We start from the raw sequence: 13,449 nt of genomic DNA on the forward strand, positions 1-13,449 counted from the left end.
CGGTATTTACTGTGAAGGCATGTGCGATCTGAATCAGCAGGAAAGTCGGGACCTAAGCGACACCCTGAGCAAGATCAACAGCCTGGCGGGGCAGGTGGAGACACACCGATCGAGCATCGAGCAGACCGCGTACATGGACCACGAGAACCTGGCCGCCCTCCTCTCTGACCTGGAGCGCCAGGTGGGCTCCGCCCGGGCCTGGGTGGTGGCCAAGCCCCAGGAGCACGCCGGACACTGACGCTCAGGGCGTGCCAGTGGGGGGAATGCGGATGATGCGGTCGTCCTGGGCCACCGGGGCGCCGCGCCCGTCGCGGTTGCTGGTCGTCACCCACAGCCATCCGTCCGGTCCCACCGCGGCCGCGCGCAGCCGCCCGTAGGTGCCCCGCAGCTCGGCGACCGGGGTTCCGGCCCCGCCGGCGCTCGTCAGAGGGACGGTCCACAGCCGGGTCCCGCCCAAGGCGGCGGCGAACAGCGTGCCGTTGGCGTACGCGAGCCCGCTCGGCGACGCCTCGGCCGTCGACCACGTGACGATCGGGTCGCGGAAGGACGGGTTACCACAGACGCCCTCGCAGGTGGGCCAGCCGTAGTTGCCGCCCGCGACGATCCGGTTGATCTCGTCCCGGGTGTTCTGGCCGAACTCGCTGGCGTACATCCTGCCCTGCGCGTCCCAGGCCAGGCCCTGCACGTTGCGGTGGCCGTAGCTGTAGACCCGGGAGCCGCCGAAGGGATTGTCCGCCGGGACGCCGCCGCTCGGCGTCATGCGCAGGATCTTGCCCGCCGGGGTGTTCAGGTTCTGTGCGTTGGCGGTGTTGCCGGCGTCGCCGGTGGACAGGTACAGCTGGCCGTCGGGGCCGAAGGCGATGCGGCCACCGTTGTGGATGGAGGCCCGCGGCACGCCGGAGAACAGGACGTTCTGGGTCTGCGGCGCGTTCAGCCGGAACCGGACCAGCCGGTTGTCGTTGCTCGTGGAGAAATAGGCGTAGACCCACTGGTCCTGGGCGTACGTCGGCGACACGGCGATGCCGAGCAGCCCGCCCTCGCCGGAGGCGGCGACCCCGTTGACGGTCGCCACCCGAACCGGGGTCTGTCCCGGGCGTACCTGGAGAATTCTGGCGGTGCCGCGCTCGGAGACCAGCGCGCTGCCGTCGGGCAGGAAGGCCAGCCCCCACGGCACCTGCAGGCCGGTGGCGGACACCTGCGCCCGGGAGTAGTCGAAGCCGCCGATCGCCTCCGCGGCGTTGGGGCTCGTTACCACGAGCCCCACGGCGGCCAAGAGAATCATGATCAGGGACGGGGTCGTTCGCACGCGCATGGCGGGATCCTTGACCGATCTGTCGAGATCATCGTCAATGACGGGGACTCGTACGCTACGCAGTTTTCGACGCGTCAACAATGATCTGATCCGTCGCCTGTCGCGGCGCCGGCCCCGCGAGCTGCGCGTTCGGCCGCCTCCTACGATGTAATTTTCAACGCGCAGGCGTAGCCACAGGGACAGCTCACTCGGCGCTGTGTCGAGGCCGGTCTCCTCGGCCAGTTCCCGAGCGGCGTGCCAGCGTAGGGCGGCCGTATCGAGGCCCACACCCTCGGCGGGCGGTTCGACCGCTCCACCAGGTAGCTGCCAGCGACCAGGAGTGGCCGTCGACGCCGACATCCGCCCCACCAGCAGCCTCCCATCATCAGTCGCCGGTTGCGCGACGGCGACGAAAAGGGACGGCAGCCACGAGGTGGCCCCCGGAACCCGCCCCAGAGCGCGGTGCCGGTAGGTCGTCCTCGCCCAGGTGAGCACCAAGCTGTGCGGCCCATCCCGATCCAGCCGCGCGCACGCTACCACCGGCCCATCGAAGAGACAGGGGTTGGCCTGGACCGCCTCCTCCCACAGGCGATCCATGGCCACTCGCTCAGCGGGCGGCACCCGCGGCGCGGCGTCCTCGATCAAGCGGAGCCGGCCGACTTCCAGAAGGCTGACCTCGCGAGGCTCCGGCAATGGCTCGTTCACCGACTCATGCTGGCACATCACGGCCGACAGCCGTGTTTGGCTACGCGGCTGGCGCGGCGGATTCTGTCGGTGGCGCGTGGGAGGCTCGCGGGGACACAGAAGGAGGGCTTACGTGGAAGCCCGCGCAGACGGTCCGATTGGCTGGATGGCCGAGCAGACCGAGGGAGGTCGGCGGCGGCCGCCTTTCGGGGCGGTCCAGAGACGTGTGGAGTTGCCCGTGGTCGTCGTCGAGCCGACGGGGGCCGCCGGATGACGGCCGACCGCAAGCACGGTCGGTCAGCGCCCCCGACCACCACGACGGTCCGCTCGGCCGACTGGGACGGTCGCGAGCTGACCCAGGAGACCTACCATCAGGTCTTGTTCGTCGACGTGGACATGACGGAGCTGACCAGCACCGGGTGCGTTTTCGAGGAGTGCACGTTCAGCGACGTCCGTTTCGACGTGTCCGTGCACGAGGACGCGATGTTCCTCAACTGCACGTTCTCGCGGTGCTCGTTCTTCGACACGACGTTCAAGGGTTGCAAGCTGACGGGCAGCATGTTCGACGGCTGCTCCTACGGGCTGTTGAAGGTCGAGGGCGGTGACTGGTCCTTCACCGGCCTGCCCGGCGCCGACCTGCGGGGGAGTGCCTTTCATGGGGTGCGGCTGCGTGAGGCCGACCTGTCGGGCGCCCGGCTGGAGAAGGCCGAGGTGTTACGGAGTGATCTTTCCGGGGCTTGGCTCAACGGGGCGGACCTGACGGGCTGCGATCTGCGGGGCAGCGACCTGTCCGACCTGGACCCGTCGACGGTCACACTGAAGAAGGCGATCATCGACGCCTTCCAGGCGACCGTCGTGGCCACCGCGCTGGGCTTCGACGTCCGCGCTTGACGCGCTCCTGGGATGCGTCCTGAGGTTTCTCGCCCCTGCCGCAGGGACTGCCTCGCGCACTGTCACCGACGCGGCGCTGCGCCGCGCCCACGGGCTGCTCACCAACCGCGACGACCTGCGCGAGGGATCGCATCCTGATCAACGCCACCCTCGCCGTGTGCGACACCGGGTGGTGTGGCCGGGCATGACATGGAATGTCGCTCAGGTTAAGCGGCAGTTGTCCCCGGACAGGTCCCCGTTCCACGAGAAGACGCTGGGGCAGGAGTAGGTGCCCTGGGCTTCGCCGAACCTGATGAGGACGGTGACCTGGTAGAAGCCGGAGCCGCTGCACACCCAGCCGCTCAACTTGTAGGAGTCGCCGTTCGAAGTCCGGGCGCCGGAAAAGCACTCGTGTGATCCGTCCGCGCGGGCCGGGGCAGCGAACAGGCCCACGACCAGCAGGGCGGCGCTGGCTGTGGCGGCAAGGCGTTTGAAGGGCATGCTCCGAACGTAGAAGCCACCTGCGCAGGTGGCCTAGATGCGGTTTGCCATCGTGAGGCGTGGATTCTTCACAGCGCGAGCCGTGCGGTCGCCCGACTGCTCGACCGCCGCGTTCCGGCCGTCGCACGACTGCTCGACCGCCGGAATACGGCGGTCGAGCACGGCGGCCGGACCTCGCCCAAGAGCTTCGTCGGCTGGCGCGAGCGCCGTACGCATCCTGACGACCGGCGGCCTCTCCGATTTGACGGGTGAGTGGGCGTTCACTCACTATGAGCGGGAGCTGAGGAGGCCCTATGAAGCTGACGATCTTCGGAGCTACCGGAGGTACGGGAACCGAACTGCTTCGCCAGGCGCTCGCCGCCGGGCATGAGGTGACCGCGGTGGTCCGCGATCCTCGGCGGCTGCCGGCCGATCTGCCGTCCGGCCTCGACATCGTCCAGGCCGACCTGATGAACCCGGACGCCATCGCGCCCGCCGTCAGGGATCGCGACGCCGTACTGTCCGCGATGGGTGCCGGCAGTCGGGGGCCCACCACGGTGTGCTCCGACAGCATCAGCGCCATCGCCACGGCCATGGCGCGAGGCCGTACACGGCGCGTGCTCATGACCAGCGCCAGCGGCCTGGTGGCCGACGCGGGCGACGGGGTGTTCACCCGCTATGTGCTCAAGCCGCTCCTCGTGCAGCGGCTCCTGAAGCACGCCTACGCCGACCTTCGGGAGGCCGAGCGGCGGCTACGTGCGACGGACCTCGACTGGACCATCGTGCGGCCGAGCCGCCTGACCGATCGCGGGCTGACGGGCCGTTACCGCACGGCGTGGGACACCAACATCAAGGGCGGCCTCAGTACGACCCGCGCCGACACGGCCCACTGCCTGCTCGCGCTGGCCGCGGATCCCATGTCCGTGCGCCACGCCGTTTCGGTGGCCTCTTGACGACGCATACTCTTGATGAAATCAAGAGTTGTTGGTACAAAGAGTAGAGGTGATCGCTCTTCCAGCGGGGACGGGGGCGCCGACAGCAGAGAGATCGCGTGTGGAGACTCCCGAAGACAGGTTCTTCCGCGAGCTGGGCGGTGCCTGCGGTGAGACGCGTCAGGCGTTCGCGCGGCATGTGGGCATGAGCTCATCCAGACTTCAGCTGCTGATGCGGCTGTGGAGGAACGGAGAGACCAGCCACAGCGACCTGCGTCAGGGTCTGTCCCTCGACGGGGCGAGCGTCACCCGGCTGATCAAGGAGTTCGAGGCCGAGGGACTGGTCAGCCGTCGCATCGATCCGGCGGACAACCGCTACACCCTGGCCAGCCTGACATCCACCGGCGAACGAGCGGCCGCCGACCTTGAGCGGTCTCATCAGGCATACCAGGTGCGGCTGCTCGACGGGATCAGCACGCAGGAGCGGGAGATCGTGCTGCGCGCTCTGGAGCGCCTGCGCGCCAATATGGCACGCATCGATCCGGTCGGCTGACGGCCCGTGATATCCCCAGACACCCGTGATAGCCAAGGAAAGAGCAGACAGATGACCGATGACGTGCGAGCTGTCGGGCAGCGCATGTACGAGGCGTTCAACGCCCATGACTTCGGGGCAGCCGAGACGATCTTCGCTCCGGATTTCGTCAGCCACCCGTTGGGCACGACTGGAGCCGAGAGCGTCATCTGGGCGTGGACGCGGTTCCACGAGAGGTTCCCCGATGTTCGGGTGATCATCGAGGACATGCTCGTCGACGGGGACAAGGTCGCCGTCCGCACGACCCTGCACGGGCTCCCGGCCGATGTCGTCGAGCAGCAGTCGCCGCCGACGATGCTGGAGATCTTCCGGGTGCGGGACGGCCGCATCGCCGAACTGTGGGGTCTGTCCGCGCTGAGGTGATCCCCCGCACGACGGGATACCCGCATGAGCGGGCGGTGTCGGGGCAGCAGGATGAGGTGAACCCCGCACGGTACGACCCCGCCAACCTGGAACATCTCATCCGTCAAGAGTTAACCAACGCGGGGTTCACCGTCGAACCCCCGAAGCCGCCCAGGTCGAACGGGCCGTACGGGCCATCCGGGTCGTCGGGTGAAGGTGGTCTCAGCCTCCGGCGCGAGCCCGGCCGCGGTGTGGTCGTCTCGTGGGAGGCATCTCCCGACCTCGCCAAGGCCGACATGGTGAAGTACGAGACCATCCGCACCGCCGTACAGCTCGCCCTGCGCACGATCCTGGCGCAGGCCGGATTCCAGGTGGTCGGCGACTTCGGCGACAACGAGATGCTCGTCATCGCCGACCCACTCGGTACGACGCCCGAGGACCACTGGCCGCCCGGACCGGTACCCGAGCGAAACCGGCCGAGCAAGCCGGTGCCGGGACAGAACTGACACAGCGCGCCCGGGGCCCCGCGACGGTACGAAACGGCAGCCACCAGCCGGTCACCCCGGACAGCGCCCACGCAGAGCCCCAACGGCCAGTCTCCCAAGTACCGGCCATCTCCACCCAAGGGCGCTCTGCCCGGACAGACGGGGGAAACCGTCGGTCAGTGTCTCCCCTTGGCGAGGGGGAAGGGGACCGGTGGGAGACTGCTGGTGAGAGCCGCAGTCGCGGGGCGAGCGTTACGGGAGAGGTTGGCATGACCGACGAGTTCGACGTCATAGTGATCGGCGCCGGCCCCGCCGGCGAGAACGCCGCGGCCAGAGCCGTGCGCGGTGGTCTGACCGCCGCCATCGTGGAGGACCGCCTGGCCGGTGGCGAATGCTCCTACTGGGCCTGCATCCCGAGCAAGGCGCTGCTGCGCCCGATAGACCTGGCGGCCGAGGTGGGCCGGGTGCCCGGTATGTCGCTCGGCCCGCTCGAGGTGAGCAAGGTGCTCGCCCGGCGTGACGAGGCCGTGTCGCACTACAACGACTCGGGGCAGGTCGAGTGGATCAAGAACGTGCCCATCGAGTTCGTCCGGGGCCGGGGGCGGCTCGACGGGGTCAAGCGGGTGCTGGTGACCACGCGAGACGGGCAGCAGACCACCGAACGCGTGCTGACCGCGCGGCACGCCGTCGTGCTGGCCACCGGGAGCACCGCCCTGGTCCCGCCGGTGCCGGGGCTGGCCGAGGCGAAGCCCTGGACGAGTCACGAGGTCACGGCCGCCCAGGCGGTGCCGGAACGGCTGGCCGTGATCGGTGGCGGAGTGGTCGCCTGTGAGATGGCGCAGGCCATGCACGGGCTTGGCGCACGGCAGACCACCCTCCTGGTACGCGGCGGGTCGCTGCTCCCCAAGATGGAGCCGTTCGCCGGTCAGCTGCTGGCCGAGTCGTTCGCCGATGCCGGGATCGAGGTGCGGACCCGCACGGGCGTCGCTCGCGTCGAACGTCTGGAGCCCGGCGGCAAGGTGACCGTGCACCTGCCCGAGGGGCCGCCCGTGGAGGCCGACGAACTCCTGGTGGCCACCGGCCGGGTGCCCGCCACCTCTGGGCTCGGGCTCGAGTCGGTCGGTCTGCCGGGCGGCCGCTCGATCGAGGTGGACGACAGCATGCGGGCCACGGGTGTCGAGGGCGGCTGGCTGTACGTGGTCGGCGACATCAACGGCCGCGCCCTGCTCACCCACATGGGCAAGTACCAGGCGCGGGTCTGCGGCGACGTCATCGCGGCGCGGGCCAAGGGCGGCGACGACACTCTCCCCGCGATGCGCGACATAGCGGACGGGTACGGGGCGCCGCAGGTGGTGTTCACGGACCCGCAGATCTGCGCGGTCGGTCTCACTGAGGCCGCGGCTCGCGAGGCCGGGTTCGCGGTGCGCGCGGTCGAGTACGACCTGGGCAACGTCACGGGGGCCTACCTGCTCGGCGACGGATATCACGGCCGGGCCAAGGCGGTCGTGGACGAGGAGCGGCGGGTGCTGCTGGGCGTCACGTTCGCCGGTCCCGGCTCGGCCGAGCTGCTGCACGCGGCGACCATCGCGGTCACCGGCGAGGTGCCGCTCGACCGGCTCTGGCACGCCGTCCCGTCCTTCCCCACGGTCAGCGAGATCTGGCTGCGCCTCCTGGAGGAGTACGGCCTCTGACACGCGCGGACCGCCGGGCGGCCGCGACCGAGCGGCCCGCCGGGCGGTGCGAGCGAGCACCCGGACCGCTGGCCGGGTGCGATCGAACGCCCGGCTCAGAAGGACACGTCAGGCTGGCGCGATGGTTTCGGCCGTGTGCCACAGGTCGGGTAGCGCGTCCAGTACGCGCTGCCCGCGCCGCCGCCGGTCCGCGAACGTCTCGGCATCGAGGTCCGCCAGCAACGCGCGGAACCCCTCCTCGTAGGGCCCGGTGGGCGCCCCGGCCAGCGACAGCTTCTTCAGGCACCGCGCGTACGTCGCCACCAGCCAGAACACCGCCTCCCGGTGCAGGCCGCGCGCGATGAGCTCCCGGCTGCCGTCGATCGACAGCGGCCGGGCCGCCTGGCTGATGTCCGACGAGAACGGGTACGACGCCACCTGGACGTTCTTGGCCGCGTCGAACACCCGCTCCAGCACCTCCAGGTGCCCCGCCACACGCGCCGCCCCCAGCCCGCCGCAGCCGAGCAGCTCCAGCAGCGCCTCGTGCCGGTCCAGCATCCCGTGTACGGCCAGCAGTTCCCGTACGGCCTCGTAGCGGCGGCGGACGGTGGGGTTGCGCAGCCCGGCGACGAGCAGCACATGAGTCGTGACCCCGGTGCCGAACAGCCACGACATCACCTGGTCGACCGGCGGCGCCGCCTCGTCCATACCGGCGATCCCGCGGCGCACCACGTCCATCGCCGCGCCGCATCGCCGCAGCACCCGCCGCCGGTCGGCGAACTCGCGGGCCACCACCTCGTGCAGCGCGGTCAGCCGCCCGCCCGGATCGGCCAGCACCCCGGGCAGGTGGAAGCTGCCCGCCAGGTGGTAGTCGCCCAGGACGTCCTCCGCCGACGCCAACCGCTCGCCCGACATATACGAAATTTCCAGCAAAACGCCGTCGTACCGCAGCTTGCCGGGCTTGACGGGCGGTTCCGGGACGTCCAGCACCACCATCACGTCCACATCGGAGCTGGTGGCCAGGACCGCGTCCGCCGGCGACCACAACGCCGAGCCGGTCAGGAACGCCCCGCCGAACCCGGGCAGCCCGGAGCCCACCTCGGCCACCCACCGCCGCGCGATCTCCCTGGCCTCCCGGACCCGCGTCACCACGTCACCCGGCACACCGCTCGCGTCGAGTCCTACCGGCGGGCGCGCAGCGGCGCGCCCACCTCGTGGAGGTGCTTCATCGCCTGGCCCCAGGAGGCCAGCAGCCCGCACTCCACGTACGCCACCCCCAGCGACTCACAGTGCTCCCGCACCAGCGGTTGCACCTTGCGCAGGTTGGGGGTCGGCATGCCGGGGAACAGGTGGTGCTCGATCTGGTAGTTGAGGCCGCCCAGCGCCGTGTTGACCACGTGCCCGCCGCGTACGTTCCGGGAAGTGAGCACCTGGCGGCGCAGGAAGTCCAGCTCGTCCTCGGCGGTGAGGACCGGCATGCCCTTGTGGTTGGGGGCGAACGTGCACCCGAGGTAGACACCGAAGCACGCCTGGTGCACCAGCAGGAAGACCACGGCCTTGCCCACCGGCAGGACCGCGAACACGCCACCCAGGTAGATGACGAAGTGCGCGAGCAGCAGCAGCCCTTCGGCCATCCGGCTCTTGAGAGAGTCGCGGCGCAGCGCCCGGACGCTGGAGATGTGCAGGTTGAGGCCCTCCAGCGTCAGCAGCGGGAAGAACAGGAACGCCTGATAGCGGCCGATGAGCCTGGGCAGTCCCCGGCTGGCCTCGGCCTGCTTGACCGACCAGAGCAGGACGTCGGGCGCGACGTCGGGGTCGTGGTCCTCGTGGTTGGGGTTGGCGTGGTGGCGCGTGTGCTTGTCCTGCCACCACCCGTAGCTGAGCCCGATGCCGAGGTTGCCGACGAGCAGGCCCGCGATCGCGCTGTTGCGCCGGGACGGGAACACCTGCCCGTGGGCCAGGTCGTGGGCGAGCAGGGCCACCTGGCCGAATGTCGCCGCCTGGAACACCGCGACCAGAATCTGCCACCACGAGTCGCCGACCAGGGCGAACGCCACCCAGCCCGCCGCGAAGAGGCCCGTCACCACGCTGATCCGCGTGGCGTAGTAGACGGGTCGCCGTTCCATGAGGCCTGCCTGGGCCACCCGGCGTGACAGGCGGGCGAAGTCGCTCCCCCTCTCTTCCGATGCCGGTGCCGATGCCGAGGCCGTGGCGGCGCGAGTAGTGCTCACGTCAGTCACAGATTCTCCGATGCTCCAGACTCGATTCCCGATCGTTCACCATCAGCATTTCGGGATAACCGTGATCGCGAAGTCCTGCTGTCACCCGTCTTCGAGGTAGGGCTGTCCCTACCTCTGGGACCGGTCGAGGTCAGAGGATACGCTCCGCGGCCCTGACAGGTTCGACTCCGCGGGAGTTCGGCGAGCGTGTCGAGCCGCACCGGCGGGAATCGCGGCCGACTCAGACCGTGCACCGCCGGGAATCGCAGCCACCCCAGAGCGTGCTCCGGCGGAAGTCGCGGTCACGCGCGGATCAGCGCGAGTGCCTGACGGGCGATCTCCCATTCCTCGTCGGTGGGCACGACCAGCACCGTCACCTCCGACTCCGGCGTGGACACCCGCCGGTCGCCCGTCTCGTCGGCCTCGTTGCGCGCGGGGTCGAGGGCGATGCCGAGGCGCTCCAGCCCGGTCAGCGCGGCGGCCCGGGTGGCCGGGTCGTGCTCGCCGACGCCGCCCGTGAAGACGATCGCGTCCACCCGGCCGAGCAGCGCGTAGTAGGCCCCGACGTACTTCCTGATCCGGCGGCCGTAGATGTCCAGTGCGAGCCGCGCCCGCTCGTCGCCGTCGCGGGCCCGTCGCCGTACCTCCCGCATGTCGCCGGTGCCGGCGAGGGCGAGCAGGCCGCTGCGGTACGTCAGCTCCTTCTCCGTCCGCACGATGTCCATGCCGCCCGCGCGGGCCAGGTAGCCGGTCAGCGCCGGGTCCACGTCCCCTGAACGGGTGCCCATGACCAGTCCCTCCAGCGGCGTGAGCCCCATGGAGGTGTCGACGCTGCGGCCGCCCTCGATCGCCGTCGCGCTCGCGCCGTTGCCGAGGTGCAGCACGATCAGGTTCGTCCGCGCCGGATCGCGGTCCAGCAGCTCGGCCGCCCGCGCCGACACGTACGCGCAGGAGGTGCCGTGGAAGCCGTAGCGCCGCACGCCCAGCCGGTCGTGCCAGTCGCGGGGCACGGCGTAGGTGTACGCCTCGGGCGGCAGCGTCCGATGGAAGGCGGTGTCGAACACGGCCACCTGCGGCACACCGGGAAAGGCCTCGCGGGCCACCCGGATGCCGGTGATGTTCACCGGGTTGTGCAGGGGTGCGAGCGCCGATAGGTCCCCGATGGCGCTGATCACGTCTTCGTCCACCAGCACCGCCTCCTGGAAGCGGGTCCCGCCGTGCACCACCCGATGCCCCACCGCCACCGGCTTCAGCGCGGGCCCCGCCTCGTCGAAGGCGGCCAGCATGGCGGTCAGCCCCGCCGCGTGGTCGCCGAACCGCTCCTTCCGCTCGTACGGCGGGTCGTCCCCGGCGCGGTGGGTCAACCGCCCCTCCTTGTCGCCGATCCGCTCCACCAGCCCTCTGGCCGGCCGCTCGCGTGACTCCACGTCCACCAGTTCGTACTTGATGGAGGAGGAGCCGGTGTTCAGGACGAGAATCTGTCCGGCCATGTCCACTCTCGGATCTCGGGCGCGTCCTCGCCGTGCTCACGGGTGTGGGCGCGGGCGCGCAGGCGGGCGTCGGTCATCCGCTGACGCAGGTGAGCCTGGGAGGAACCGAGGCCCGGTGTACGGTCGATGACATCCATGACCAGGTGGTAGCGATCGATGTCGTTGAGCATGACCATATCGAAGGGCGTGGTGGTGGTGCCTTCCTCCTTGTAACCGCGGACGTGCATGTGGGCGTGGCCGTGGCGGCGGTAGGTGAGCCGGTGGATGAGGGCGGGGTAGCCATGGAAGTTGAAGATGACCGGTTTGTCGGTGGTGAACAGGGCGTCGTACTCGTTGTCCGGCAGGCCGTGCGGGTGCTCCGAGGGCGGTTGCAGGCGCATCAGGTCGACCACGTTGATCACGCGTACGCGTAGCTCGGGCAGGTGCTCGCGGAGCAGCGCGGTGGCGGCCAGGGTCTCCAGAGTGGGGATGTCACCGGCGCAGGCCAGCACGACGTCGGGATCGCTTCCCTCGTCGGTGGAGGCCCACGGCAGAATGCCCAGTCCGCGGGTGCAGTGCGCGATGGCCTGGTCCATGGTGAACAGGTCGAGGATCGGCTGCTTGCCGGCCACGATGACGTTGACGTAGTCGCGCGAGCGCAGGCAGTGATCGCCGACCGACAGCAGCGTGTTGGCGTCCGGCGGCAGGTAGACCCGCACGACGCTGGCCTTCTTGTTGACCACGACGTCCAGGAAGCCCGGATCCTGGTGGGAGAAGCCGTTGTGGTCCTGCCGCCAGACGTGCGAGGACAGCAGGTACGTGAGCGAGGCGACGGGCCGCCGCCAGGAGATCTTCTGGGAGGACTCCAGCCACTTGGCGTGCTGGTTGAACATGGCGTCGATGATGTGGATGAACGCCTCATAGCAGTTGAACAGCCCATGCCGCCCGGTCAGCAGGTAGCCCTCCAGCCAGCCCTGGCACAGGTGCTCGCTCAGCACCTCCATCACTCGGCCGCCGGGGGCCAGGTTCATGTCGGTGGGTTCGAGGCGGGCGTTCCAGGCCCGGTCGGTGACCTCGAACACGGCCGACAGCCGGTTGGAGTCGGTCTCGTCCGGGCCCATCAGCCGGAAGGCGCGCGGGTTGGCGGCGATCACGTCGCGCAGCAGGGTGCCGAGCACCCGGGTCGGCTCGCTGGACTGGGTGGCGGGCGTCTTGACCTCGACGGCGTGCTGGCGGAAGTCGGGCAGTCGCAGGGGCTGGAGCAGTTCGCCGCCGTTGGTGTGCGGGTTGGCGCTCATCCTGCGGTCGCCCGGCGGCACCGTCTCCCGGATCGAGTCCACCGGCCGGCCGTCGTCGTCGAACAGCTCCTCGGGCCGGTAGGAGCGCATCCACTCCTCCAGCATCGCCAGGTGCTCGGGGTTCTCCCGTACCTTGGCCAGCGGCACCTGATGGGCCCGCCAGGTGCCCTCCACCGGCACCCCGTCGACCTCGCGCGGCCCGGTCCAGCCCTTCGGCGTGCGCAGGATGATCATGGGGAGCCGGTCGGATCGGCGCTGTTTGTACTCGGCGATCTGGTCGAAGACGGTGTCGAGGGTGTCGGCCATCTCCTGGTGGTCGGGGCCGACGATGTGCGGCCGGTAGCCGTAGCCCTCCATGAGCGCGATCAGCGTCTCCGGGGGGATGCGGGCCAGCACGGTCGGGTTGGCGATCTTGTAGCCGTTCAGGTGGAGGATCGGCAGCACCACGCCGTCATGGGCCGGGTCGAGGAACTTGTTGGAATGCCAGCTCCCGGCCAGCGGTCCGGTCTCGGCCTCGCCGTCGCCGATGACGCAGGCCACGACCAGTTCGGGGTTGTCGAAGGCGGCGCCGTAGGCGTGCGCGAGCGAGTAGCCCAGCTCGCCGCCCTCGTGGATGGAGCCGGGCGTCTCCGGCGCGGCGTGGCTCGGGATGCCGCCGGGGAAGGAGAACTGGCGGAACAGCCGCTGCATCCCGGCCGCGTCCTGGGAGACGTTCGGATAGCGCTCGGAGTAGGTGCCCTCCAGCCAGGCGTGCGCGACCGTCGCGGGACCGCCGTGGCCGGGGCCGGCGATGTAGATCATGTCCTGGTCGCGTTCGCGGATCACCCGGTTGAGGTGGGCGAAGCAGAAGTTCAGTCCCGGTGTGGTGCCCCAATGGCCGAGTAGGCGGGGTTTGATGTGCTCTGGGGTCAATGGTGTCTTTAGTAGTGGATTGTCCAGTAGGTATATCTGGCCCACCGACAGATAGTTCGCCGCGCGCCAGTACGCATCGATTCGCTCCATGTCTCTGCTGATTCCTCCAGAAACGCCGCTCAACCTCAGGCGGCGGTCAACGTGCGCCGCCGCGTAGATTCATCTGATCCAATTTGATGCACTCTGATCCGTCCTAGCTGAACCT

Annotated in this window: 13 protein-coding genes and 1 pseudogene; 7 read left to right on the forward strand and 7 right to left on the reverse strand. The window is 69.8% G+C overall.

Going from position 1 to position 13,449, the window contains the following annotated elements; translation table 11 throughout:
• Nucleotides 1–19: 19 nt before the first annotated feature.
• Complete coding sequence (locus ACIBO2_RS29990; RefSeq protein ID WP_358542417.1) at nt 20–238, forward strand: hypothetical protein; 219 nt, start codon at nt 20–22, stop codon at nt 236–238.
• Between the two features lie 3 nt (nt 239–241).
• Here the strand turns inward: ACIBO2_RS29990 and ACIBO2_RS29995 are convergent, their stop codons facing one another.
• Together ACIBO2_RS29995 and ACIBO2_RS30000 are read right to left on the reverse strand one after the other, a co-directional pair.
• Nucleotides 242–1,312, reverse strand: a complete 1,071-nt coding sequence (locus ACIBO2_RS29995) for a PQQ-dependent sugar dehydrogenase (protein WP_397301701.1) — start codon at nt 1,310–1,312, stop codon at nt 242–244.
• Nucleotides 1,313–1,519: 207 nt separating this feature from the next.
• Nucleotides 1,520–2,014, reverse strand: a pseudogene (locus ACIBO2_RS30000) (hypothetical protein); the annotation flags it as partial.
• A gap of 231 nt (nt 2,015–2,245) precedes the next feature.
• On the opposite strand from ACIBO2_RS30000, the gene ACIBO2_RS30005 reads away from it, so the two are divergent.
• Complete coding sequence (locus ACIBO2_RS30005; RefSeq protein ID WP_397301097.1) at nt 2,246–2,866, forward strand: pentapeptide repeat-containing protein; 621 nt, start codon at nt 2,246–2,248, stop codon at nt 2,864–2,866.
• 201 nt (nt 2,867–3,067) lie between these two features.
• Here the strand turns inward: ACIBO2_RS30005 and ACIBO2_RS30010 are convergent, their stop codons facing one another.
• Nucleotides 3,068–3,346, reverse strand: coding sequence for a hypothetical protein (locus tag ACIBO2_RS30010; RefSeq protein ID WP_358542434.1), 279 nt, complete (start codon nt 3,344–3,346; stop codon nt 3,068–3,070).
• Nucleotides 3,347–3,639: 293 nt separating this feature from the next.
• Between ACIBO2_RS30010 and ACIBO2_RS30015 the strand changes: the two genes are divergently transcribed.
• From ACIBO2_RS30015 to ACIBO2_RS30035, 5 genes are all read left to right on the forward strand, one after another.
• Nucleotides 3,640–4,278 (forward strand): SDR family oxidoreductase, encoded by a 639-nt coding sequence (locus tag ACIBO2_RS30015; protein ID WP_358542437.1) that lies wholly within the window; start codon nt 3,640–3,642, stop codon nt 4,276–4,278.
• Nucleotides 4,279–4,378: 100 nt separating this feature from the next.
• Nucleotides 4,379–4,810 (forward strand): MarR family winged helix-turn-helix transcriptional regulator, encoded by a 432-nt coding sequence (locus tag ACIBO2_RS30020; protein WP_358542440.1) that lies wholly within the window; start codon nt 4,379–4,381, stop codon nt 4,808–4,810.
• A gap of 51 nt (nt 4,811–4,861) precedes the next feature.
• Nucleotides 4,862–5,212: a nuclear transport factor 2 family protein gene (locus ACIBO2_RS30025; RefSeq protein WP_358542443.1), complete on the forward strand. Its 351-nt coding sequence runs from the start codon at nt 4,862–4,864 to the stop codon at nt 5,210–5,212.
• Between the two features lie 56 nt (nt 5,213–5,268).
• Complete coding sequence (locus ACIBO2_RS30030; RefSeq protein ID WP_358542447.1) at nt 5,269–5,697, forward strand: hypothetical protein; 429 nt, start codon at nt 5,269–5,271, stop codon at nt 5,695–5,697.
• 248 nt (nt 5,698–5,945) lie between these two features.
• Entirely contained in the window at nt 5,946–7,367 is a 1,422-nt protein-coding gene (locus tag ACIBO2_RS30035) for a dihydrolipoyl dehydrogenase family protein (RefSeq protein ID WP_397301103.1), read from the forward strand.
• Nucleotides 7,368–7,475: 108 nt separating this feature from the next.
• Here the strand turns inward: ACIBO2_RS30035 and ACIBO2_RS30040 are convergent, their stop codons facing one another.
• The 4 genes from ACIBO2_RS30040 to ACIBO2_RS30055 all read right to left on the reverse strand — a co-directional run bounded on the left by ACIBO2_RS30040 (nt 7,476) and on the right by ACIBO2_RS30055 (nt 13,334).
• On the reverse strand, nt 7,476–8,495 hold the full coding sequence (locus tag ACIBO2_RS30040; RefSeq protein ID WP_358542451.1) for a hypothetical protein: 1,020 nt from the start codon (nt 8,493–8,495) through the stop codon (nt 7,476–7,478).
• 32 nt (nt 8,496–8,527) lie between these two features.
• On the reverse strand, nt 8,528–9,472 hold the full coding sequence (locus ACIBO2_RS30045) for a fatty acid desaturase family protein (protein ID WP_397301106.1): 945 nt from the start codon (nt 9,470–9,472) through the stop codon (nt 8,528–8,530).
• 395 nt (nt 9,473–9,867) lie between these two features.
• Nucleotides 9,868–11,055, reverse strand: coding sequence for an acetate kinase (locus tag ACIBO2_RS30050; protein WP_358542456.1), 1,188 nt, complete (start codon nt 11,053–11,055; stop codon nt 9,868–9,870).
• Nucleotides 11,031–13,334: a phosphoketolase family protein gene (locus ACIBO2_RS30055; RefSeq protein ID WP_358542458.1), complete on the reverse strand. Its 2,304-nt coding sequence runs from the start codon at nt 13,332–13,334 to the stop codon at nt 11,031–11,033. The genes ACIBO2_RS30050 and ACIBO2_RS30055 overlap by 25 nt, the downstream gene beginning before the upstream one ends.
• Nucleotides 13,335–13,449 lie beyond the last annotated feature (115 nt).

Source organism: Nonomuraea sp. NPDC050022 (genome assembly GCF_044460705.1).
GTDB lineage: Bacteria > Actinomycetota > Actinomycetes > Streptosporangiales > Streptosporangiaceae > Nonomuraea.

Coding starts and splice junctions, on each gene's coding strand:
- ACIBO2_RS30045 (WP_397301106.1), bottom strand. CDS start 9,472: ATGGAACGGCGACCCGTCTACTACGCCACGCGGATCAGCGTGGTGACG.
- ACIBO2_RS30050 (WP_358542456.1), bottom strand. CDS start 11,055: ATGGCCGGACAGATTCTCGTCCTGAACACCGGCTCCTCCTCCATCAAG.
- ACIBO2_RS30025 (WP_358542443.1), top strand. CDS start 4,862: ATGACCGATGACGTGCGAGCTGTCGGGCAGCGCATGTACGAGGCGTTC.
- ACIBO2_RS30035 (WP_397301103.1), top strand. CDS start 5,946: ATGACCGACGAGTTCGACGTCATAGTGATCGGCGCCGGCCCCGCCGGC.
- ACIBO2_RS30010 (WP_358542434.1), bottom strand. CDS start 3,346: ATGCCCTTCAAACGCCTTGCCGCCACAGCCAGCGCCGCCCTGCTGGTC.
- ACIBO2_RS29995 (WP_397301701.1), bottom strand. CDS start 1,312: ATGCGCGTGCGAACGACCCCGTCCCTGATCATGATTCTCTTGGCCGCC.
- ACIBO2_RS29990 (WP_358542417.1), top strand. CDS start 20: ATGTGCGATCTGAATCAGCAGGAAAGTCGGGACCTAAGCGACACCCTG.
- ACIBO2_RS30015 (WP_358542437.1), top strand. CDS start 3,640: ATGAAGCTGACGATCTTCGGAGCTACCGGAGGTACGGGAACCGAACTG.
- ACIBO2_RS30005 (WP_397301097.1), top strand. CDS start 2,246: ATGACGGCCGACCGCAAGCACGGTCGGTCAGCGCCCCCGACCACCACG.
- ACIBO2_RS30055 (WP_358542458.1), bottom strand. CDS start 13,334: ATGGAGCGAATCGATGCGTACTGGCGCGCGGCGAACTATCTGTCGGTG.